Origin of the sequence: Shewanella sp. AC34-MNA-CIBAN-0136 (assembly GCF_040309945.1) — a bacterium.
Taxonomy (GTDB): domain Bacteria; phylum Pseudomonadota; class Gammaproteobacteria; order Enterobacterales; family Shewanellaceae; genus Shewanella.
Genome location: NZ_JBEOPJ010000016.1, coordinates 109,302 through 132,416 on the forward strand (window position 1 = coordinate 109,302; position 23,115 = coordinate 132,416).

The window sequence follows — 23,115 nt, forward strand, 5'->3', positions numbered from 1 at the left end:
GGGAGCTAAGGATACTGTGCCATTTGACAATATCAATCAAAAAATTGTAAATGTGGTTAATATTGTTCACTGACATGTAGATTGATTTCAATAGACAAACATGTTCGTTTGAAAGGATTTCTATGGCTGTACCAACAACGCTCCCTCAAAAAACGGTCAATACCGTCACAATAAAACCTGCAGATGCAAGTCCGCAGAAGTTGGCTGAGCGCAAACAAACTCAAACCGATAGTCCTTCTTTACCAACAAAAACTTCAAATGACAAATCCGCGGTATCTAGCTCGTCGACCACTAAATCAGATTTAGCAGCCGTATTATTGCCCGTCAAAGTGTTACAACCACCAGCAAACGCCCAACTCGACGTCACCATTGAAAATCAGCAATATCAACTAAACAAGACCGCTGAACTGCAAAAATTATTACAACAGACAGCGCAAGTCGTTATAGCAAGCGATCACGCTAAACTTGTGGCTCGTGCCGTTTCCAGTGCAAATGTCCCCGTAGTTCAAACAGAAGTCATCAACAACCAAGCTACCACCCCTGTAATGTCAGCGGCTTCTGCTGGCTCAACGGCCACATCACCCGCCCAAACAGTTACCACTCAATTAGTGCTTTTGGCACAACCCATTCAGCTTTCCTTACCACAAGGTCTTGAGGAACTGGCAAAGCAAAATGGTGTATCAACACAACAACTCGCAACGCTGGCAACCAGAACTCAAGGTTATCCTCTGCCTACAGCGATAATAGACCAAGGGAAATTAACTTTTTCTGGTGGCACAAGCATCCAATTATCGCCAAACACCGCGTTAAACTCAGGCCAATATTTAGCTAAGGTGGTGGTGCAGCATCAGCAATTGCAACTTGCGCTCACGCCAGTCATTGCTGAAATAACCGTTAATTTAACGAAACTCACCACAACGCCTCAAGCAGATCAGTCTGTTCAAGCAGCAAACATCATCATCACTAAAAATGAACCAGCACAAATCCTCAGCCAATTTCTAAAAAAGCTAGAGTCAACACCACTGCCTACACTTGATAATGCGGTAAAAGGAAGCGATACCCAACAAAAAACGCCTATTGAATTAACGCCTTTTTCAGCCAAAATCGGCCAAGATAGTGCTACAGTAAAAACCGGGGGGCCGGTAACACAACAACCTAATCCATCAGGACTATCATCTGAATCGAATCTCACTAAAACCACCAGCAATATGGCTCAGCAAGCCAATCTAGCCAAAAATGCTACCAACACGGTAGAGCAAACATCGTTATCGACAAAATCATTAGCGGAACAAAACACACCCAAAGCAAACTCCGCTTCTGCGATAGACAATAGTGCAAAGAGCAATGCGCCAAGCAACAATGCATTAAACAACAGCGCATTAAACAACAGCGCATTAAACAACAATGCATCCAACAACAACGCATTAAACAAATTGAACGGTGACCCTGCACCAATAGAAGTGCTGAATAAAGCGTTATCAAAAGCAGGCGCGATGCCAGTAAAACAGCAGTTAAGCCAACAAGTCCCACATAATCTGGCCAGTGAACTGTTTAAGCATTTGCCACAAATTAGCCCGCATCCATTAAGTGCATTAAGTGATCCAGCATTACTCAGCAGTGAGCTATACAGTTTAGCGGCGCTTAATCTTGCCCACACTCAGCTAGGTCACTCAACTAACTCACTACCCTCGCCTCTGTTTTCTGGTAGCGCTATCACAACTCTATTCCAGTTGTTATTAGGGGTGAAAACAAAATCAACAGGCTCAGGGATCAGCGATAAACTTCAGGCCCACCTTGCGCAGTTGCAACAACGGACCTTGAGTAAACTCAGTGCTAATTCAGGTCTGTTAGCCGCATTAGATAAGTTAGGAGGGGCAGACTCTTTGGCACAATTGGCTAACAGTATTGCGCTGTACCAACATGCAAGCACCGATCCCAATCAAGCCATGACTTGGTACTTTGCTCTCCCCTATTCAATCAACCAACGTGATGAACAGTTTGAAGGTAAATTTGAACAAGAAAATGATTCAGACAAAGATAAAAAAGCAGGATGGAAGCTACAACTCAAATTTAATTTAGCCCAAGGATCATTATTGATTTGTGCTCATAAGCAGGCAGATGTGCTTGATATCCAATTTAAAGGCAACAACCAAACGCTACTTACGAGAGTAGAACGTTTTAACCAAACACTGTCAGATAAAATTACACAAATTGGTTTTACACCAGGTAAGCTCACAACACAGTTGGCCCAAATTCCAGCGACGTTATTACCCGGCGATCACTATTTAGTCAAAACCAGAGCTTAATAGAGAACATAATGAAAGATGACTCGAAAAAAATACAGCAAGCAGTTGCACTCAGTTTTGATGGTAAAAGTGCTCCTAAAATTACTGCTACGGGTAAGGACTTAGTTGCCGAGGAGATGATATTAATCGCTAAAGAAGCGGGGATCCATATACATCAAGATCCACACTTAAGTGAGTTTTTGCAGCTATTAGAATTAGGTGATGAAGTACCTAAAGAGCTGTATCTTTTAATCGCAGAATTGATTGCATTTGTGTATATGCTGGATGGAAAATTCCCAGAACAATGGGATAATCTTCATCAAAAAATTGTCGCTCAAGCATAACGCCATTCAGCGATAAAATTGTCAAACCTACATTATCTTAGGTTAATGCTGTACAAATTGGTAAATCAAACTCGCGGTGATAATTATGCCACCAACCCCCAACCCACCGAGACACAATCCAGCTAAACGATCTTGATCAAAATCAAGCCAATCATTAAATGCAGCATAATAACGCAGTGATATGCCATACAGTACAATGAGCGCTAAAGAGATAAAACTATACAAATAGTGCTCTGGATAGGCAAACGTCAGCAACGGAATAAATGCCAACAGGTAATCACAACCTTTTTGTTGTACGTCAGTTCGATACACAATGTACGTATCAATACACATTTGGATTGGAATATAGATGGCCAGTAAACCTAACAACCAAATGAAATCCATCACAGCTCCAGCATCGAACAGTGAGGGACTGTATCGCTAATATTGCAGCAAGTGATCCTGAAAAAAACGTTCTCGCCAATAACAATGTCATAAATAACAGAGATAAAAGGTACTGTTGAGTAAACTAATCGATGATGTATTGCAGAAATATAAAGGTTAAGAAATAGTTCGAAGGACATTGATTGAGTAAATTGAAAAGAAAGTTTTTTCATTACAAATCCATTTTATTAATGCGTATCCATTACACATTTTGGGGAAATAACGCTTAAATAATACAACTAAAAAACTGAATAAACCGGCAGTTTGATATCACAAATAAAACATTAAAGAAACTATATCTCTGTACAGCAACAGCATTCAAACAACAATTCAAACAACAATTCAAACAACAATTCAAACAACAACTCAAAATAAAACTCGAATTAACAATTCAAAATTAACACTATCATATTAATTTCATTATCCACAAGGAGCCTATAAATAATTTTATACCTTGCTATCAGATAATAATCAATACTTTACAAATAAAATAGTTGTTTAAATACTCAGTAATATTAGCCAACATTATCTTAAACAGTGAATACTATTGTTAGCATAGGAGTGATGATATAACTGAACGTCATAATGTGTTCCTTTTGGATATTTAAATTATGTTCTCATACCATCATAATGCGCACAACCTCATCAACTAACACCACTAAATATTGGCAGATACAAGTATTTATTTTATTTATGTAATTAGCCGATACAAATAGATTAACTGGACAGTTAACTCAGGGAATAGCGATGAAGACCAACCTTAAACTGATATCCATTGTGAGTATTTTTACGATCTTGCCTGCAAAAGCGCAAGTAGTCAGTTTTAATGATTACGGACCGTTACAGGTATATGCGCAATCACCGATGCAATCTATTAATCTTAGCCCACTTTTACGATCTGGCTTTTCGTTGCCCCAAGGTCAAAAAGAATGGTACATCACAGCCAATGCAGCCAGCGTCTGGTCAGAGTCAGATGAGTTATTAGCTGATTACTACCAAAATGCGATTAGCAGCGGCTTAAAATGGCAAATCACTGAGGATTTATTGTTTGATGCTAAATACACTTGGCAATTTAGCGGTGATAACCATTTAGACTCCTTAACAATGTGGTTTCACGATGCTTTTGGATTTGATCAAAATGGTCGTAATAAACAAGCGAAACACCAAAGTCAGATCCATTCAGAAAAATACCATATCAATGTTGAAAACTTTAATGGTGAAACCCTCAATAATGCTCTTACTGCATACCTAGGTTATCAATTACTGCAAAATGAACACCATGGTATTTCCATCGGGGGAACCTTGTACTACAAGTATGTAGATTCAGGCCCATTTGTTGATGAAAGTTTCCAGCAAAGCGTACAAATCAATTACGGTTATCACAATGGCAATCACCATGTGAACTCGACTTTAGGAATGAGTTTCTTACACAATACAGAACCGTTATCGCAAAATGCCTTCGAATCACATTACTTAATGTTAGGGCTGGGTTACGAATATCGTAGCGGTAGGCACGGTTGGTTAGCTGAATATCATCGTTATGATGGCATGGTGAGTTGGGATAAAAACTTCTCAGAAGCCTCTAATGAAGCGGTGTTAGGTTATCGCTATTACTTCAATAGCAGCGCCATCGAATTCACTATGGTTGAGAATTTTTTAAACATGGATAACAGTGCTGATATAGCTTATGTATTAGGTTATCGGCATAAATTTTAGATCCTAGGTTCTAGAGCGCTGCGCTTCTAGGGCGGACTGCGTCCTTCTAAGGACAGCTGCGCTGTTAAGCTTAGAGCCTAGATCATAGGTTCTAGAGCGCTGCGCTTCTAGGGCGGACTGCGTCCTGCTAGGGACAGCTGCGCTGTTAAGCTTAGATCCTAGATTCTAGGTTCTAGAGCGCTACGCTTCTAGGGCGGACTGCGTCCTGCTAGGGACAGCTGCGCTGTTAAGCTTAGATCCTAGGTTCTAGAGCGCTGCGCTTCTAAGGCGGACTGCGTCCTGCTAAGGACAGCTGCGCTGTTAAATGTAAATCGATAGCAAGCGATGAAAAGCGATATCAAGCGAACTAGATTCTAGTCATCTAGGCCTTTGGTTTTATAGCAGCGCAGCGCTCTAGTCGTCTAGACTCTAGCTCTAAGCCTTTGCATTTATAGCATCTAGCCGCGAAGCGTACTAGCAGCGCAGCGCTCTAGTCGTCTAGACTCTAAGCTCTAAGCCTATGCATTTATAGCATCTAGCCGCGAAGCGTACTAGCAGCGCAGCGATCTAGTTATCTAGGTGTTTCATTCTGCTAAACAACCTAACACTCTATTTCTGCCACGGTCTTTGGCTAAGTACAATTGTTTATCTGCCGCTTCAACTAAATTTTTATTCGGCATATCATACATTGGCACTACCGTTGAAACCCCAGCGCTTACAGTAACAAATTCAGATATTGGTGAATTTAAATGAGCTATTTTCAATGATACTATACTGTCAACAATTTGCTGAGCCACATAAGTTCCGCCAATTAAATCAGTGTTTGGCAGCACGCAGATAAACTCTTCACCACCATAACGCGCGACTAAGTCATAAGGACGATTAACGGTGTCTTGTATCTTCTGTGCAACGATGCGTAAGCACGTATCGCCTTCAGTGTGGCCGTAAGTATCATTAAAGTGCTTAAAGAAATCGATATCCAATAAAATAATGGTCAATGGCTGTTTTTCACGCGCACATTGTAACCAACTTACAGGCAGCACTTGGTCAAACTTACGCCGGTTAGCAACACCGGTTAATCCATCTAACAGTGCAATAGAGCGTAATAAATCAGTTTGAGATTTAGACATCATCTGATTTTTAATACGTGCTTTAGTGATAACCGGGTTAATGGGTTTATGAATAAAATCGACTGCCCCTAACTGAAATCCTTTAACCTCTTTAACTTCATCAAAATGACCGGTGACAAAAATAACCGCCACATCTTCGGTATCGGGATCTTGTTTCAAATGTGCACACACATCAAATCCATTGAGCATCGGCATTTCAATATCTAACAATACGATATCCGGTTTGACTTTTTTACACATATCAATGGCTTGATGACCATCGCGAGCCATATAAATGTCGTAATCCGCTTGCAAGAGTTGATGCAATATTTTGATGTTCACAACTTGATCATCAACTAACAGTATTTTACCTCTAACAGGCGCAGCACCTGAAATATACTCATCTATGAACACGCATCACTCCTTAATTATCGATTTTAATGTATCGACAGCATCCAAGAACTCAAGTTGGCTCACTTGGTTTTTTAATCTTAACCACTGTTTATCTGGCACCACGTTGCTTAACAGGCGCTCAAGATACTCAATGGCATCTAAATTTTGATCAACCAATAATTCCATTAATCGATCGGTTTTATCCGCGTCTATGCTTTGTATCGGCAATACAGCGCTATTATCAAGTGTGCGAGTGGTTAATACAGCACTTTCATCTGGAAATAGAGTATCTAACATATGCAGGCTATCATTTATCTGGCCTTGCATTTGGCTTAAACAAGCATCTGAATCAACATTAACAGCATTTTTTATATTGTGCTCTAGTGTGGCAGCAAAAGCTGCCAGCCGCTTAGCACCAATATTACTCGAAGTGCCTTTAATTGTATGAGCAATACTACTGATAGCATTGTCATCTTCGAGTGCAAACGCTTGCGTAAGTAATGATAATTGCTCTGACATTTCTGATGCAAAATGATGTTTCACATCAATGAAAAAGGCAAGTTCACCACCAAAACGACGTAAAATAGAATCAGGATTTTCGATAATCGCATCATCGTCGCCATCATTACGCACCTCAGGTAACGCAATAGGCGGATTATTAACAGTTGAATGATAATAAGCACTATTATCTTGGCCTAGCAGGTTAAGTATACAAGGTAACAAAAGTGTCATGTCTATCGGTTTACCGATATGATCATTCATCCCCGCGTCTAGGCATAATGTTTTATCGGCAAGGGATGCGTTAGCCGTCATCGCTAAAATAGGTACATCATTAAATCGGCCATCGGCACGAATAATACGTGTTGCTTCAAGTCCATCCATTACCGGCATTTGCATGTCCATAATAACAATATCAAATTGATTATTTGACTTAGTGACCCAATCAACACCCTCAATACCGTCTTTAGCCAATGTAACAATCGCACCTTGTAGACGTAATAATTCATCAATAACTTGGCGATTAAGCTGATTATCCTCAACCACCAGAACCCTGGCACCTTTTAATGCTAAATTAGTTATTTTTCTAGATTGTATTGGCTGTTCTAAACCATGAATGGCTCGGTAAACCGACTCGAGCATCAAGTTCGCCGTCACCGGTTTGGTCAACATACTCACAAAAGGCTGTTGGCGATATTGTTTAGTTTGTTCCATCACCTCTGCACCATACGCGGTCAGCATAATAATGGCCGGAGCTTTACCTGCCGGAAACATCGCTTGAATATGATTGGCGGTTTCTAAGCCATTCTTATCAGGCATGCGCCAATCCATAATAATCACATCATAATGATTGCTAGCATTTAAGCTTTGATCAATAAGATTGATAGCCTGCTTGCCGTTATGAGCCTCATTAACATAAGCACCATGGGCCATTAAGGTTTTGGATAAAATTTTACGGCTCATCTTACTGTCATCAACAATCAGAATATTCTTACCCTGTAAGTCGATATCTAAATCGTTATTCTTTATTTCAACAATATTGAACGTCAAATCAAACCAAAAGCGACTGCCCTTGCCAACATGACTCGATAACGTTAATTCACCGCCCATTAACTCAACTAAACGTTTAGTGATTGCTAATCCCAATCCTGTACCGCCGAATCGTCTTGACGTAGAAGACTCTGCTTGGACAAAACCTTGGAAAATTTTACTTCCTTGTTCAGGACTGATTCCGATACCCGTATCGGTAATCGAAATGGTTAAATTCGCTTGGTTAGCAATACATTCATTGCAGTGCACACTGACAATAACATGACCTTCTGAGGTAAATTTAATCGCATTACCCGCAAGGTTTAACAACACTTGGCGCAAACGAAGTTCATCACCTTCAATAAGGTATGGAATGGCAGGGTCTAAATCAAAAATAACTTCTAAATTTTTACTGTGTACATTGGTCGCCAGCATCACCGCTAGCTCACGCATTAACGTTTCCAGTTGAAACGGATGCAAATCAAGTTCTAACTTACCAGCATCAATTTTAGAAAAGTCTAAAATATCATTTAACAGCCCTAATAATGACTTCGCAGCTATTTCAGCCTTAGAAACATAATCAGCTTGCTGACGACTCATATCAGAATGTTGAATAAGTTGTAGCATGCCTAATACAGCATTCATTGGAGTACGGATTTCATGACTCATATTCGCTAAAAATTGAGATTTAGCTGCACTGGCTGCATCTGAAGCTTGTTTCGCTAACCGCAAGGTTTGCTCTAACTCGCGTTGCTCAGTAATGTCGCGGTTAATCCCGACCACGCGCACCGGTTTACCTGATTTATCGTAACTAATATGGGCACCAGCATGAATATAGCGGATCTGATTCGTACTGGTAATGATCCTAAAAGTAGGATCGTAAGGAAGGTTTAAGTCAATGGCTTGTTTTAAAGCGAGTTCAGCCATAGCAAGATCATCTGGATGGACCCGTTTTTGCCAATGTTGGTAACTTAATTCCTCTTCCGTAAGCGCTAATGGATAATCGTACATGGCAAACATACGATCGTTCCATTGCAAACGATTAGTGTGAAAATCTAAATTCCAAATGCCTAACTCAGCCACCTCAGCCGCTTTGCTCAGTTGATTACTGGCTGATACTAGTTCTTCTTGTTGTTGAAGCATCACATCAATATTAACCGCTACCCCTAAATACCCAATTATCTCTCCATCTTGATCGCGCATAGCGGATACCGACAACGACACTTGGCATTGAGAGAAATCTTTGCGAACATACGTCCAAGTACGCGTTTCAGGCCCTTGTACTCTTGGTTTATACACAAACACGTCAAAAGCAATAATATCTTCGCCAAATTCTTTGGTTAACTGTTTACTGCGTTCACGGATCTCCGAAGGTAAATGCCATATTGCAGGGCTTTGCTTACCCACTATCTCTTCAGCTTGATAGCCAAGTAATAACTCGGCTCCGCGATTAAAAATATTAATAATACCGTTATTATCGGTGGAAATAATGGCTATTTCTGATGCAGCTGCAAGCACATTGGTAAGTAAGGAAGCCAGTTCATTCTTTTCAAGCTGGGTATTCTTACGTTCAGTAATATCAATTCGCAGTGCAAAGCAGCGTTCAAGGTTATCGTCCGCATCCATCACAGGCGCAATGACCGTATCAAACCACTTAACTTTACCCTGACTATCATGGTTACACACTTCATCATGCCAAGTTTTACCAGCATTAATGGTTTGCCACATATTGGCCCAAAAGGCATCATCATGCTGGTTAGATTTTAAAATAGAATGCTTCTGACCGATCATTTGTTCGCGAGTAAATCCAGATGCTAAACAGAAATAATCATTTACCCCTAAGATAACGCCGTCTTTATCCGTTTCAGAATAAAGCAGCTGCTGGTTAATATTATCCAGTAAGGTTTTATTTTCTGACAGTGCTTGCTGTAACGCCTGAGTCCGCTCGGTAACTTTACGTTCAAGGTTGGCATTAATATTTAAAATTTGCTTTTCAGCATTCAGCTGTACCGTAATATCTCGAATAGTCTGGCTGACGCCGATTATTTTGCCAAACTCATTATAAATAGCCAATGAGGTCATCGACGTTGACAGTAGTGCATTGTCTTTTCGTTTATGTTGGCTAACAAAATTTAATAACGATTTACCGCTAAGGACCTGATTAAACTTTTCAGCTTCTGCATCATATCCATCGTTAGGAACAATGAACGTTGTTTTCTTGAGCCCAATAACCTCATGTTTTTCATAACCAAAAATCGTTACCGCGCCATCATTCCAACTGGTAATAACACCATCACAGTCAAAACTAATAATCGCATCAAGCGAATGTTCTAAAATATTCGCACGTCTTTCATTATCTTCCAAAATTAGGCGCTTACGACCTAATGCGTAGCTATAAAAACCAATAAGCCCGCCCAATAACAAACTAACAATCGCACCATAACTAAACACAATATTAGGTGAACTTAAGTGTAAACCACTGACAAACTCGGGATAAGCCACTAACGATACATGCCATTTACGCCCAAATATCTCGCGATCTAATGTAACTGAATAATCCGATAACGGATTTACATCATCTACATGGGTTTCATAAAACACGACATTATTTTCAATATCAGTCACATCATTGATCAATAATTTTGTAGTCTGACGGGATAAACTGATCTTATCAAACACTTCATTGGCAACTAATGGCGCATAACTCCAACCAAAAGCTTGTTGCTCCCTTAATACTTCGGTTGATGGGGTAAAACCAGTACGGTAAATGGGCATTAAAATGAGAAAGGCTTGTAACGGATTACCTGTTGCTTGCACTAACGTGATCGGCCCAGTTAAGCGCACTTCACCAGTTAAATACGCTTGTTGTGCGGCATTTTTGCGGTTTTGCTCAGAGGAAATATCCAAACCGACAGCAGCAAGATTACGCTCAATGGGTTCAATATAGTCAATCAAATACCGTTCATCATCATGAGGATTAAGCTGACGCACACTGTAATCAGGCCAATCATCAAGCTTAGCTTTGGCAACAAAATCTGCTTCATCGGCTACAGGAACACGTCGGATATAACCAAACCCACGGGCACCAGGAAATTCACTTTCAATATCACGCGTTAAGCTATATTTTCTAAAAATTTCGCGGGTTATTTTGTCTTCACCGATAGTAGAAACGGCACCTCGAGCACCTCGTAAACCATATTGATACAAAACGATACGATCAATAATATTGTTAGCAACTTGTTCAGATACCGTTTCGAGAGATTGAGTAATGATGGTGTTATTTTGATTCTTAACACTTAAAGCAGTAACAAAACTAATGACTAAGCCAAAAGCAAATACTCCAATACCCAATTTAAGCGCATTTTTATAACTAGATAGTCTGGTCATTTTTATCATTAGTTAAGTGTCATAGGCATTAACTTTGGACGACAAAATAGTTTTTTACAAGCTAGACACTGAAAAATATAGTGTTTCTAAAATTTATTACTAATCTAGACCGCTACGCGGATAGTGCGCTGCGCTTCTAGGACGGACTACGTCCTACTAGGGACAGCTGCGCTGTTAAGCTTAGATCCTAGATTCTAGAGCGCTGCGCTTCTAGGGCGGACTGCGTCCTGCTAGGGACGGCTGCGCTGTTAAGATTAGATCCTAGATCCTAGATCCTAGAGCGCTGCGCTTCTAGGACGGACTGCGTCCTGCTAGGGACCGCTGAGCTGTAAAGCTTAGATCCTAGATCCTAGATTCTAGAGCGCTGCGCTTCTAGGACGGACTGCGTCCTGCTAGGGACCGCTGCGCTGTTAAGCTTAGATCCTAGATCATAGGTTCTAGAGCGCTGCGCTTCTAGGGCGGACTGCGTCCTGCTAGGGACAGCTGCGCTGTTAAGCTTAGATCCTAGATTATAGTCATCTAGGTCTTTGGTTTTATAGCAGCGAAGCGATCTCGTCGTCTTAGCTTTTGCTTTTATAGCATCTAGCAGCGAAGCGATCTCGTCGTCTAGGCTTTTTGCTTTTATAGCATCTAGCAGCGAAGCGATCTCGTCGTCTAGGCTTTTGCTTTTATAGTATCTAGCAGCGAAGCGTTCTAGTCGTCTAGGCTTTGCTTTTATAGCATCTAGCAGCGAAGCGTTCTAGTCGTCTAGGCTTTTGCTTTTATAGCATCTAGGCTTTTGCTTTTATAGCATCTAGCAGCGAAGCGATCTCGTCGTCTAAGCTTTTGATTTTATAGCATCTAGCAGCGAAGCGCTCTAGTCATCTAGGTTCTTGCTTCAAATTATCAAACTCTAACGCCCAACTGTCGTTTCGGTTAATGCGTCAAACTGAATGATATAATAGCGACCATCACTTTTGTCTTGCTGGTTATTGACCGCTGGAGACTGATGTAACTTATTCACCGTAACTAACAACTTACCATCAGCCGTAGTTGAAAAGCCGTCAGACCAACTGAACTTGTCATCATCTTGATACAAAATATGATATTGACGATCTGTGTCGATATAACCGACAGCATTATGGCTTATGTCAGTAACATAAATGTTGCCGCCATTATCAATGGTGATGCCATCGCTAATCGGTTTATTGGCATAAAACTCCACTTTGCTGCGTAACATATTGGCCGATAATTTAGCATCCAGTAGATATTGAGTGTGCACCCGATATAACTTCTCACCACTCAATGCACCAAAATAAACCCACTCGTTGTTCGGATCTACGGTCAGAGAATCAACCCCTATACGAATAGGCTGGCCACCGATAGATAAAGTATTGCCATTAATCACCGTATCAACATCTTCGGGACGGGTATAAACGCTGCCATCTAATACTCGTCTTGCTGTGCCACTCGTTAAATCAACCACAATTAATGCCGCATTACTGCCACCAGCAGGATCGGTGATATAAACCGTTTCGTGCTTTCTATCGACCGCAAGATCATTTAAAAATGAATTACTGGGCAATACTGACGCAGTTAAAGATATTGTTTTGTATAGGCTGTTTTGTTGAGTATCCCAACCGATAAGTCGCCCGACACCATCAGCGGAAGCGGTTTCAAGCATCCATAAAATACCCTGCTCATCAATTACCACGCCCAAAACAGGATTAAGATTTTGATTAAATTCTGTATTGGGATAATCAACGATAGAGCCATCTTTTTTAAGCTCAACAATTCTCGAATCAACACCGTAAAAGTGATGATTACTCATGAACACTCGCCCTGTAGACGACACGGCCACATTACCAGGAGGATGCTGGCTATCTAGCTCGCGAAACACCGAATAATCAGCGGCAAACACTGTGCTGGTTAATAGGCTACTCAGTAAAACCAAAGACGCAATCACTCGCGCTTTAGATAACAACACTATTTTAGGTAATATGTTCATTCTAGGTACCATAGCCGTTTTAGATTCAAATAAGCTTTTAAACATCATAAATCAGATCCCTACAGCGCTTTTAATGAGCTAATGATATCTTCAGGATCAAGACGGTAAGTATAATCAGCATCAACAAATGCTTTCACAATGGTGCCATCTTTGGCGACTACAAATGTCGCAGCTAATGGGAAATCAAACTGTTCAGCACCATTATGTTTCTCAACTTCGACACCAAATGTCTGGTACAGATCACGAATTGAATCAGGTAACGTAAACACCAGTCCAAGCGCTTTGGCATACTCGGAATTCACATCTGACAATACATCAAACTCAAGCTCATTTTTCTCTGCCGTTGAAAGTGACATATCAGGTAACTCAGGCGTAATAGCCACCAGTGTTGCCCCTAACTGTTTAAATTCAGCAAGATGCTGCTGATAAGCACGCAAGGCTAAATTACAATAAGGGCACCAATTGCCACGATAAAATGTCACCACAACCGGTCCATTGGCTAACAACTCGGTTAAATGACGGGTAACGCCCAATGCATTAGTTAACGAAAACGCAGCCAGTTTATCGCCAGCCTTAGGTGCATTATCAATAATGCCGGATAGCTTCAGGTTTAAGGTCGCATCCGACATGATCGCCAATACCTCAGCAGGTAAGTTGGCTGCAGAGGCATCTCGTTTTTCAGTCAGTTGAGTGGATAATGACATAATGGCTTCTCAGATTATCTTGAATTTTCATTCAAGATAATCAAATCATGTCAACAACGCAAGCAGTTTTTGAACAATCATTCAAGTAGTGGTATTATAGCGTCAGTAACGATTGAGGATCGATGTCATGGCAAAGAAAAATTTTGAACGAGCGGACGTATTAGATAAGGTCATCACCCTATTTTGGCAAAATGGTTATGCCGCATCGAGCATTCAGCAAATCACTAAAGCCACCGGATTAAAACCGGGTAGCTTATATTATGAATTCGATAGCAAAGAAGGCTTATTCCAAGCAGCCTTAGCACGCTACGCCACGTTTTCGATTGAGGCGATACATCAACTAATGCAACAAGCTGACGATGTCAAAGTAGGTATTAGACAGATCCTCGACAACATTGTCGAGCAGTCAAAGTCTTGTGATTACTGTGGCTGCTTCTTAATCAAAACCCAACTTGAACTCGCCTCTCAAGGCAACGAGCTATACAAATTTGCCTCATCACAATTAACTGAGATTGAGCATGTATATCAACATTACCTGAGCCAATTATTTGAGCCTGAAACCGCTAAAGCCTATGCAGCTCAACTGATGACCGTCACATTTGGGATCCGCATATACGGCTATCAATCAGAATCAGCAGCAACCCAAACCAACACCATCAACGCGCTACTGCCATGGTTAAAGGAAGAGTGTTAAGCCTGTGTATTACCCAGTATATTGAGAGTTCCCCCTGCTATCACGGGACTGAATGTGGACAGTTTAACCACATTGTTATTGATGATGACAACGGTATCTTAGTGCAACAGTTTACCTATGTAAGTGGTTGCTCAACGTCAAACGTTCCAATGACCACATTATTTTGATTAGGTCCTTTTGCGCACGTTGCCCACACGTAAAAAAACAGCCTCGCAATGCGAGGCTGTTTAACCTTAAGTAACCTCAATTCGGGTTAATAGGTGGGATATGTAAGGCAAAATGACAATATTCGGCCTATTTAATATCAAACTTGTCGTTTGTTTTGCTAGTAAGGCGCATAGACGCATCAATAACTAGCCTATTGCAAGTCAATGCAACACGGTTAGCGAGACAAATGGCTGTTTGATAACCGCTTATTATCCCGAGTTGAGGTTAAGTCACTACTGTTCTTTTGTCTCAGGATAGATACTGTTCCACCACTGTGGTTCATCTTTTAACTTCATATCAAACCATGCCATAGTAGTATTCCACCAATCAAAGCGGGCTTGGCGGCTATTGATGTGATGGTCTTGATCGTTAAACTCAACCAACTCCACTTCTTTGCCCAATAGTTTAAGTGCAGTGTACATATAGTGGCTTTCACCTACTGGTACGTTGGTGTCGGCATTACCGTGAATAAGTAATAACGGCGTGGTAATTTTGTCTGCATGGTATAGCGGGCTTTGCTCTACATAGAGCTCTGGATTATTCCACGGAAAACTGCCGCGACTGGCCACGCCAGAATAACCATAACCCCACCAGCCATGGCCCCAGTAAGACGACAAATTACTGATCCCCGCATGCGACATTGACGCAGCAAATATATCGGTTTTTGTCGCCAAATACATAGTCATAAAGCCACCATAAGATGCGCCCATATTGCCCACGCGTTTAGCATCAACCGACGTGTACGCATTTAAGAAAGCTTTAGTACCCTCAATAATATCGTCAGCGCTGTACTTGCCCCAGGCATTAACATGACGGCCACTAAAGGCTTGGCCATATCCGGTTGCACCGTTTGGTTGCACAACATACACAACATAACCTTGGGCTGCCCATAAATTAAATGGCCAACGCCCGGTAAAATGACGCCCTACAGGTGAGGTACCGCCATAGTAATACACTAATGCGGGATACTTTTTACTGGCATCAAAATCGGCAGGTAAATAAACACGGCCATCAATGTTATGCCCATGAGTATTGGTAAAATCAAAATCTTCAATTTTACCTAAACGCGTGTTGGCATAGCTCAGTTGTTGACTATCAAACAGCAACTGTTTGCGGCTTGAATTAACCGCCATTTTATAGGCTTTTTGCGGCGCAGTGGCTGAGGTACCTGCAAATACCAATGTCGGCGTAGATTGTTCAATGGCAACACTAAAACCGTCTATCATATCCACACCAGTGTCTATTCGATTAAAGCGTGTTTTGCTTTTATCGAATAAATACAAAGGTGCACGGTCGCCTTCGGTTACCGTCACAATTAAATCATCATTTTCAAGCTTGGTTATGCTGCCTATGGAAGGATCAAACGCTTTACTGAGTGCACTGACATTGCCTTTAGCATCACGCCAATATAACTGACCATCATAATCATTCACTTCAATATTAGGATCTTGTATTCCTGTGCCATCCATAAAGCGCGGCCCAGCGGTAATGTACATGCCGTCATCAGCATATAGTGCACTATTAAAACTGCGATACTCACCCATCATGGTTTCGCTTAAATCAGCTAACGTCAGCTCAATAAGCTGCGTTATTCCATGGGCTGGCTGTGCATAATCCACAGGCGAGCGCGTTAACAATAGTTTGCCTTTCTCTGCATTACTGTCTAACAAAGAACTGCTGACGTTGTTGTCTGTCAGTTGACGAATAAAGCCCGAGGCAACATCAACTTGATAAAGTTGACTGTTGTTACGCCAATAACTCCAGCGGTCTTCTAATGCTTGAAAACGTTTTGATGTCGCTTTCTCATCGGCTTTAAAAGGCTTTTCCCAGCTAAATAACACCGTGTCACCTAACCACTGTAAACCAGACACATTGTCCATATCAGTCGCGACAACGTTAATGCTCAAATCAGCAACATTGAATAATTGAATTTGTTTGTTAGCCACAAAAACGAGTTGTGAAGCGTCGCTTGACCAAACCGCACTGCTTGGGCGGTTATCTTGCCAGCGGTACATCACGCTGTTATCCGATAATTTACGTAACTCGGTCACTTGAATCGGCGTATCGCCTTGGCTAGCTTGGTATTCAATGGTCGATTGCAATAAATACTTGCCATTAGGTGACAGGGTTAAGCCACTGATCACTTTTGAATCAAATAACTGCTCCGCAGATACTCGCTGTGTTTTTTGTGCAGTAAAGTCGAGATTATCAACTTCACTTTTACCCTGCCAATCAAGGCTAAATGCGCTATCTTGCGCCTGGCCATCGGCCAATACCACAAGGTGATAGTCACCATTTGTCAGCTCAAGTTCGACTTTATCGGCAGATTTAACCAATTGCCCATTCAAATACACTTGAGGATTTTCAAGCCCGTTAACGGTTAATGTGCCTTGGGTAAAACGATCTGTCGACATTGGCACTTGATAGGCTAACCAACCCTCGCCTTCAACCTTAGTTGATGCAGCTTGCCAAGACAGTGGCTGATTAAATATCGTCACCTTATTGGCGTGATTAGCCTGGCTAAGCTGAGCAACCAAATTAGCACGCAGCGCATCGGCATGGGCACTTTTCGATAATGGCGCTGCTGAGACTTGATTTACTGGGCCTATTCGCTGAATGTACTTAGCGTCAATTTCTGCCCCATGTACCATGCCCGATATTGCAATGGCTAAACTGGTCAACACCAGAGAAAACGTTTTCATTACCTGTCCTTATTGTTGCTTTTTTATTGATTCTTTATGCAAGTGTGACAAAACTGACCGATAAATGCATATTTTTTGTGTATCAATAATTGTCGCCTTTTATATATGCGAATAATTGATTAACAAGGATATGTGAATTAGCCAGAGGAAATGAATTAAAGGAGAAATACGGTGAAAATGGAAATGAAATAGAAACCGCCAGTATTAGACTGACGGTTTATCTTTTTTGTGACGGGTCAACTTACACGAGCAAAACGCGCTTAATGACCAAATTTAACTCTTACACCTGCGTTAGCAATAAAGCCATCGTTACGTGACCAAATATCGGTAGTCCATTGGCCGCTAGGCGATCTATTAGGCAGTAACATTGGATGTTCATCGGTTTGTTTTACATCGAGTAAGTTTTCTAAGTTAATAAACCAACTGACTCTGCCCACCGTAATTTCGCCCATTAAACCAAGATGCCAATAAGGATTGGTTTCATCAATATAAGGGTTATCATTCACGCTTTGGGTGCCAGTATAATAAGCTTCAAAACCCGCTCTAAAGTTGCCATGTTGCTCCCACATAGCGACAAAACCACCAGAATGACGTGGTGTTAAAGCAATGGCTCTACGGCCGTCCCCGTCGGGTGACACTTCAGTTGCATCTAGATACAAGTAACTTGCGGTCAACTTAACATCGCCTAAATAGTAACGCAGCAACACTTCAGAACCACGGATCTGACTTTCGCCGGGTGCATTAACTAACCTAACAGCGTCTAAGGAACCATCGTTATTGGCAGAGAAAGCCTCTAAACCCGTGACGTTATCCACATTCGAGCCAAACAAAGTCAAACTCGTTTCCACATCATCAAAGGTATAACTCACATCAAGCGATGCCGTTTTAGCGCGCTCTTCTTGTAAGTTGTCAATCGGCGCTAATCTTGACAATCCTGCGGCCTCAATCTCTTCAACAAACGGTGTAGGGGCAAAGTACCCCTCCCCATAAGAGCCTCTTATGGTTAAGTAACTTGGGCGATAAAGCACCGACACTCTTGGGCTAAATTGAGTACCATATTCACTGTGCTCATCAATGCGCGCACTGTAAGAGGTGGTGATTTGGTCTGTCAGCTCATAATCAAGTTGAGCAAATGCACCCGGCACTTTATAAGAATAATCAAACTCAGGAAAAGTCTCAGAGGCAAAGATTTCAGACTGATAGGCTAAACCAACAACCCAATCACTATTATCGGTATAACCTGCAATGCTATTTTCAAGCAAATAACTCTCGTGTTGGTCTTCTTCTATATCGGCACCATAAACATGCACATGATCTTGTACCATCGCCGATGCGCGTGTATTAAACGTCAATGACTCTAATAGCGGCATACTAAACACCAGGCCGCCATCAAGCCTATCGGAATCTTGCGATTGCTCAAACGAAGTACCATCAGCGACCGTGTTATCACCTAAAGTACCGCCAGTACGTTGCTCGGTCATAAACCCGCTAGTCACATACAGTGTTTGTCCTTCTTGTCCTTCCCAAAATAAGCGCGGACGAACTGTGTATCGCTCATAACCTGCCAAATCGATCCAACCGTCATTATCAATATCTTGCTTGTCTTGATAATGAGCCCCTGCCGTCATCGAGCCTTTTACATTCTCGCTCAATGGTGACTCAACATAGGTGGTCACATCCTGACCATCGCGCGTGGTTGCATTGACCAACACTTCACCACTGAGTTCATCGCCAGGCGTTCGAGACACAAGGTTAATCACCCCACCTAGTGCTGAACCACCATAAAGTGATGACGCCGAACCTTTAATAATTTCAACGCGACCTAAATCTGTCGGCGGCACTTGCAACAAACCAATCGACCCAGCTTGATTACCGTACAGCGGTAAACCATCGGCCAGTAATTGGGTATAACGACCATACAAGCCTTGCAGGCGAATATTGGCACTGCCTAGCGCCGGTGAGGTAGTTTGTAATCTTACACCGCCCGTTTCAGCCACCAACATAGAAATATTACCGGGTCTCATCGCTGCTTTTTCTTCAATCTCTTCGCGATTAATCACCTCGACTCGAATAGGTTGTTCATCGGCAATCCGCCCAGAGCGAGTGGCTTGTATAACAATGGTTTCCATTTCTTCTTCGTGTTCATGCTCGTGTTCATCAACATCCGCTTGTGGGGCATCATGCTCAGAATGTTGAGGGTTTTCACTGTGGTTTGCACTGTGACTATCACTGTCATTCTTACTGTAATTTGCACTCTGCCCAGACGTATTTATCGAGTCGTCCACCATACTGGCTTCACTCACCCCAATAACACCTAGCGACAAAATTAATGACGCCGCGGAATAACTCAACATACAACTTCCTTATAACAACACATTATCGAAAATGATATGCTTAAGCTTAAAGGTTACAGCCACTGGAAGGTCAATATGAAAATAAGTGAATTGGCATTAATTGCTCAGGTATCGGTTAAAACCATCAGATACTATGAGCAGATTGGACTAGTCTCCCCGCCAATCCGTACCAGTAATGGCTATCGTCATTACCAAGAAAAAGACATCAAGACATTGGTATTTATAAGACGATGCAGAGAATTAAACATCGGACTCGATGACATCAAGCGCTTGGTGGATACACAACAAAATCCAAAATCGTCGTGCGCCTTGGTCGACAATATTATTGCCGAACAACTTGCTCGCATTCAACAAACGCAGCGAGAACTGGCATTACTAGAACAATCATTAGCCGCACTCGCGAGCTGCTGTAAAAGCCATCAGATTAAGGATTGCAGTATTTTACAGACGCTGAAATCGGCTTAGGCTAAAACAAGAAACACTGTTTTTTAATCGTTGAATAAGGGTTTATTGCGCTTTACTGCATGCATCTAAACGACTATGATTCCGATCCATAAGGTGTTGCGTATACGGTACGGTTAATCCTCTCATTTGCGGGAGAGTTAAATCATGATAACAACGCTAGTTTTGTATATTATTTAACATAAGAAAGGATCATCTGGGCACCCAGAAAATGTATGGATACAATTATGACAACACAGACGATAACAGTACTTTACTACCCAGCTGAACTCGCCATTAAACCCATAGCCGAAGTGTTATACGATCTCGAAGTAGGCGTAAGCGGACGTGTGATTATCCCGGCGGAATACAAAGTGGATAAAATCATCGTGGCGGTATTTAAAGGTGAAGTTGAAATGTTGAATGCACTTGGCGACCGAGTGGCATCTGAGCTTAATGACGTTGCCTAAAAGTCATATCATTAATGACTAGAACGGCTTAACCAGCATAGAAGTCACTTTATAAGCTTGACGTGAAAACAATCACTTTTATCTGGTTTAAGAGACGTGTTTGCATGAACACGCCTTTAACATAAACCAAGATCGGCAAACGATATGATCTCCGATGTGATGTCCGGTATAATGCCAAGTATGATTACCCTTTTAATCTAATCCCTCTAGTAATCTCTCCCAAAGTAAATCATGCCTAAAGAACAGAATACTAAGTACTAGGCTTTGCAGCATTCTCGCTAAGTGTTTAATTAATTTCACTTAGTCGGCGACCTTACGGTTAGCTAATAGTGGTCGTAAATCATTATCGAATCATCTTAAATAAATGACCGTTAACTTGCTCGATTGTAATTGCACCTAAATAAGCGCAGCGCACTAAAATCTAGTTCGTCTGTTATCGCCTGTTACCGCTTATTATCTATTTCCTCGCCTGTTACCGCTTATTATCTATTTCCTCACCCGCTACCGCCTGTTATCGCTTTCTTCGCTCGCACCGCTTATTCGCCTGTTACCGCTTGTTATCGCCCGCTACCGCTTGTTATCTATTTCCTCGCTCGCTACCGCTTGTTACCGCCCGCTACCGCTTATTCGCTCGCACCGCTTGTTACCGCTTGTTATCGCCCGATACCGCTTGTTATCTTTTTCTTAGCAGGACGCAGTCCGCCCTAGAAGCGCAGCGCACTATCCGCGTAGCGGCCTAGAACCTCGCAAAATCTCACAACCACTGCTAAGTTAACTAACCGTACTAAATACAATTAAAGGACTAACATGCAAATCATCCACCATGGAGCGGTTAACGGCGTAACAGGATCATGTCATCAACTAGATGTGAATAACGACAATAATAACAGTCATAACCACGGAAACGGCAACAACATCAGCAGTTATCTTATCGATTGCGGCTTATTTCAAGGGGCAGAAACTGCCGGAAAAAGTTCAGCAGAACAGCTACAAATCACCTTTGACATTAGTAATATCAAAGCCCTCATTATTACCCATTGTCATATAGACCACGTAGGGCGTATTCCCTATTTACTGGCAGCAGGATTTAACCAACCTATCTATGCCACAACCGCTACAGCAGCACTATTACCACTGGTAATAGAAGATGCCTTAAAAGTCGGTGTCACTCGCGATAAAAAACTCATTCAAGCTTGCGTTAATAAACTCAACAAACTGCTTGTAGCTGTAGATTATGGCCAGTGGATAACGCTACCAATCAACCCTCCGGCAACAACGACAACAAATTCAAATAGCGCTTCAATCGAAACAGAACTGACAGCCGCAATATATACCAGCGCGAAACTTAAATTTAAACCTGCCGGTCACATACTCGGTTCAGCCTATGTCGAAATAGACTTAAGCGGCCCTAAAACGAATGCCAAAACCAGCAACGCAAATCACCGCGTGGTATTTTCTGGTGACTTAGGCGCAACCTACGCGCCGTTACTTGCTAGCCCCAAAAGCCCGTATAGAGCAGATACCTTAGTCATTGAATCTACCTATGGTGATAAAAACCATCAAGGTCGTAAAGAGCGCAGCAAGCAACTCAAAAATATCATCGAAAGCGCCGTAAAAGATAACGGCGTGGTACTCATTCCAGCATTTAGCATCGGCAGAACTCAAGAGCTTCTATACGAATTCGAACACATTATTCATCGTAATAAACACAACCCAGTATGGCAAAACATCGACATTATCGTCGACTCCCCCATGGCCGCTAACTTTACCGAAAAATATCGTCAGTTCAAAACACTCTGGGACAACGAAGCCAAAGGTAAACTTGCCCAGGGACGCCACCCACTCGACTTCAACCAACTCATCACCATAGACAGCCACCAAGACCACCTCGCCGTAATCAATTATTTAGACTCAGTTAATAAACCCGCCATCATCATCGCCGCATCCGGCATGTGCACCGGCGGGCGAATAAGCAATTACCTCGCCCGCTTTTTATCAAAACCCACTACAGACGTTCTATTTGTCGGCTACCAAGCCAGAGGCACTACCGGCCGCGACATACAAACCTACGGCCCACAAGGCGGATACGTTTACATCAACGAAGAAAAAGTTGATATCAAAGCCGCCATCCACACCATCAGCGGTTACTCCGCCCACGCCGACCAACACAACCTCATCAACTTCGTCAAACGCATGCACCACAAACCCAGCCACATCAGAATCGTCCACGGCGACAACGAAGCCAAAAAAGCATTAGCAAAGGAATATCAAAAAATGCTGCCAGAGGCAGAAATCGTTATCGGTAAAGAATGATAAAGCCTAGATCGCTGCGCTGCTAGTACGCTACGCGGCTAGATTCTATAAAATCTTAGCAACAGCCTAGATCGCTGCGC

15 protein-coding genes are annotated in these 23,115 nt (G+C 42.0%); 8 read left to right on the plus strand and 7 right to left on the minus strand.

Annotated features, from left to right (window positions below; translation table 11 throughout):
- The first annotated feature begins 122 nt into the window (after positions 1–122).
- Both AAEY94_RS15820 and AAEY94_RS15825 read left to right on the plus strand, forming a co-directional pair.
- On the plus strand, positions 123–2,306 hold the full coding sequence (locus tag AAEY94_RS15820; RefSeq protein ID WP_350979218.1) for a hypothetical protein: 2,184 nt from the start codon (positions 123–125) through the stop codon (positions 2,304–2,306).
- An 11-nt stretch (positions 2,307–2,317) separates the two neighbouring features.
- Positions 2,318–2,629: an EscU/YscU/HrcU family type III secretion system export apparatus switch protein gene (locus AAEY94_RS15825; RefSeq protein WP_041413136.1), complete on the plus strand. Its 312-nt coding sequence runs from the start codon at positions 2,318–2,320 to the stop codon at positions 2,627–2,629.
- A gap of 42 nt (positions 2,630–2,671) precedes the next feature.
- Here AAEY94_RS15825 and AAEY94_RS15830 read toward each other — a convergent pair whose 3' ends face one another.
- Positions 2,672–3,013, minus strand: coding sequence for a hypothetical protein (locus AAEY94_RS15830; protein ID WP_101086466.1), 342 nt, complete (start codon positions 3,011–3,013; stop codon positions 2,672–2,674).
- Positions 3,014–3,799: 786 nt separating this feature from the next.
- Between AAEY94_RS15830 and AAEY94_RS15835 the strand changes: the two genes are divergently transcribed.
- A complete protein-coding gene (locus tag AAEY94_RS15835) occupies positions 3,800–4,768 on the plus strand; it encodes a DUF3187 family protein (RefSeq protein WP_350979219.1) in 969 nt (322 codons plus the stop codon).
- A gap of 563 nt (positions 4,769–5,331) precedes the next feature.
- Here AAEY94_RS15835 and AAEY94_RS15840 read toward each other — a convergent pair.
- The 4 genes from AAEY94_RS15840 to AAEY94_RS15855 form a co-directional block, all read right to left on the minus strand.
- Positions 5,332–6,270: a diguanylate cyclase gene (locus AAEY94_RS15840; RefSeq protein WP_162023602.1), complete on the minus strand. Its 939-nt coding sequence runs from the start codon at positions 6,268–6,270 to the stop codon at positions 5,332–5,334.
- A 3-nt stretch (positions 6,271–6,273) separates the two neighbouring features.
- Positions 6,274–11,163 carry a PAS domain S-box protein gene (locus AAEY94_RS15845; RefSeq protein WP_502959405.1) on the minus strand — a complete coding sequence of 1,630 codons (4,890 nt, stop codon included), beginning with the start codon at positions 11,161–11,163 and terminating at the stop codon, positions 6,274–6,276.
- A gap of 892 nt (positions 11,164–12,055) precedes the next feature.
- Positions 12,056–13,198: an L-dopachrome tautomerase-related protein gene (locus AAEY94_RS15850; RefSeq protein ID WP_350979221.1), complete on the minus strand. Its 1,143-nt coding sequence runs from the start codon at positions 13,196–13,198 to the stop codon at positions 12,056–12,058.
- A gap of 11 nt (positions 13,199–13,209) precedes the next feature.
- Positions 13,210–13,854: a peroxiredoxin-like family protein gene (locus AAEY94_RS15855; protein WP_350979222.1), complete on the minus strand. Its 645-nt coding sequence runs from the start codon at positions 13,852–13,854 to the stop codon at positions 13,210–13,212.
- Between the two features lie 127 nt (positions 13,855–13,981).
- Here AAEY94_RS15855 and AAEY94_RS15860 point away from each other — a divergent pair, with 127 nt between their 5' ends.
- Positions 13,982–14,548 carry a TetR/AcrR family transcriptional regulator gene (locus AAEY94_RS15860; RefSeq protein WP_101086460.1) on the plus strand — a complete coding sequence of 189 codons (567 nt, stop codon included), beginning with the start codon at positions 13,982–13,984 and terminating at the stop codon, positions 14,546–14,548.
- Positions 14,549–14,988: 440 nt separating this feature from the next.
- Here AAEY94_RS15860 and AAEY94_RS15865 read toward each other — a convergent pair whose 3' ends face one another.
- Together AAEY94_RS15865 and AAEY94_RS15870 are read right to left on the minus strand one after the other, a co-directional pair.
- On the minus strand, positions 14,989–17,457 hold the full coding sequence (locus tag AAEY94_RS15865) for an alpha/beta hydrolase family protein (RefSeq protein WP_350979223.1): 2,469 nt from the start codon (positions 17,455–17,457) through the stop codon (positions 14,989–14,991).
- Between the two features lie 260 nt (positions 17,458–17,717).
- Positions 17,718–19,811, minus strand: a complete 2,094-nt coding sequence (locus AAEY94_RS15870; RefSeq protein WP_350979224.1) for a TonB-dependent receptor plug domain-containing protein — start codon at positions 19,809–19,811, stop codon at positions 17,718–17,720.
- A 75-nt stretch (positions 19,812–19,886) separates the two neighbouring features.
- Here AAEY94_RS15870 and AAEY94_RS15875 point away from each other — a divergent pair, with 75 nt between their 5' ends.
- The 4 genes from AAEY94_RS15875 (at position 19,887) to AAEY94_RS15890 (ending at position 23,035) form a co-directional block, all read left to right on the plus strand.
- Positions 19,887–20,276 (plus strand): Cd(II)/Pb(II)-responsive transcriptional regulator, encoded by a 390-nt coding sequence (locus tag AAEY94_RS15875; protein WP_350979225.1) that lies wholly within the window; start codon positions 19,887–19,889, stop codon positions 20,274–20,276.
- Positions 20,277–20,500: 224 nt separating this feature from the next.
- On the plus strand, positions 20,501–20,722 hold the full coding sequence (locus tag AAEY94_RS15880) for a DUF2375 family protein (RefSeq protein WP_350979226.1): 222 nt from the start codon (positions 20,501–20,503) through the stop codon (positions 20,720–20,722).
- A gap of 390 nt (positions 20,723–21,112) precedes the next feature.
- Entirely contained in the window at positions 21,113–21,430 is a 318-nt protein-coding gene (locus tag AAEY94_RS15885) for a hypothetical protein (protein ID WP_350979227.1), read from the plus strand.
- A gap of 99 nt (positions 21,431–21,529) precedes the next feature.
- Positions 21,530–23,035 carry an MBL fold metallo-hydrolase RNA specificity domain-containing protein gene (locus AAEY94_RS15890; RefSeq protein WP_350979228.1) on the plus strand — a complete coding sequence of 502 codons (1,506 nt, stop codon included), beginning with the start codon at positions 21,530–21,532 and terminating at the stop codon, positions 23,033–23,035.
- Positions 23,036–23,115 lie beyond the last annotated feature (80 nt).

What these genes read in the sequence shown, in the direction of transcription:
- AAEY94_RS15865 (WP_350979223.1), bottom strand. Translation starts at nt 17,457, where the DNA reads ATGAAAACGTTTTCTCTGGTGTTGACCAGTTTAGCCATTGCAATATCG.
- AAEY94_RS15870 (WP_350979224.1), bottom strand. Translation starts at nt 19,811, where the DNA reads ATGTTGAGTTATTCCGCGGCGTCATTAATTTTGTCGCTAGGTGTTATT.
- AAEY94_RS15880 (WP_350979226.1), top strand. Translation starts at nt 20,501, where the DNA reads ATGACAACACAGACGATAACAGTACTTTACTACCCAGCTGAACTCGCC.
- AAEY94_RS15845 (WP_502959405.1), bottom strand. Translation starts at nt 11,163, where the DNA reads ATGACCAGACTATCTAGTTATAAAAATGCGCTTAAATTGGGTATTGGA.
- AAEY94_RS15890 (WP_350979228.1), top strand. Translation starts at nt 21,530, where the DNA reads ATGCAAATCATCCACCATGGAGCGGTTAACGGCGTAACAGGATCATGT.
- AAEY94_RS15835 (WP_350979219.1), top strand. Translation starts at nt 3,800, where the DNA reads ATGAAGACCAACCTTAAACTGATATCCATTGTGAGTATTTTTACGATC.
- AAEY94_RS15825 (WP_041413136.1), top strand. Translation starts at nt 2,318, where the DNA reads ATGAAAGATGACTCGAAAAAAATACAGCAAGCAGTTGCACTCAGTTTT.
- AAEY94_RS15860 (WP_101086460.1), top strand. Translation starts at nt 13,982, where the DNA reads ATGGCAAAGAAAAATTTTGAACGAGCGGACGTATTAGATAAGGTCATC.
- AAEY94_RS15855 (WP_350979222.1), bottom strand. Translation starts at nt 13,854, where the DNA reads ATGTCATTATCCACTCAACTGACTGAAAAACGAGATGCCTCTGCAGCC.
- AAEY94_RS15850 (WP_350979221.1), bottom strand. Translation starts at nt 13,198, where the DNA reads ATGATGTTTAAAAGCTTATTTGAATCTAAAACGGCTATGGTACCTAGA.
- AAEY94_RS15820 (WP_350979218.1), top strand. Translation starts at nt 123, where the DNA reads ATGGCTGTACCAACAACGCTCCCTCAAAAAACGGTCAATACCGTCACA.
- AAEY94_RS15875 (WP_350979225.1), top strand. Translation starts at nt 19,887, where the DNA reads ATGAAAATAAGTGAATTGGCATTAATTGCTCAGGTATCGGTTAAAACC.
- AAEY94_RS15830 (WP_101086466.1), bottom strand. Translation starts at nt 3,013, where the DNA reads ATGGATTTCATTTGGTTGTTAGGTTTACTGGCCATCTATATTCCAATC.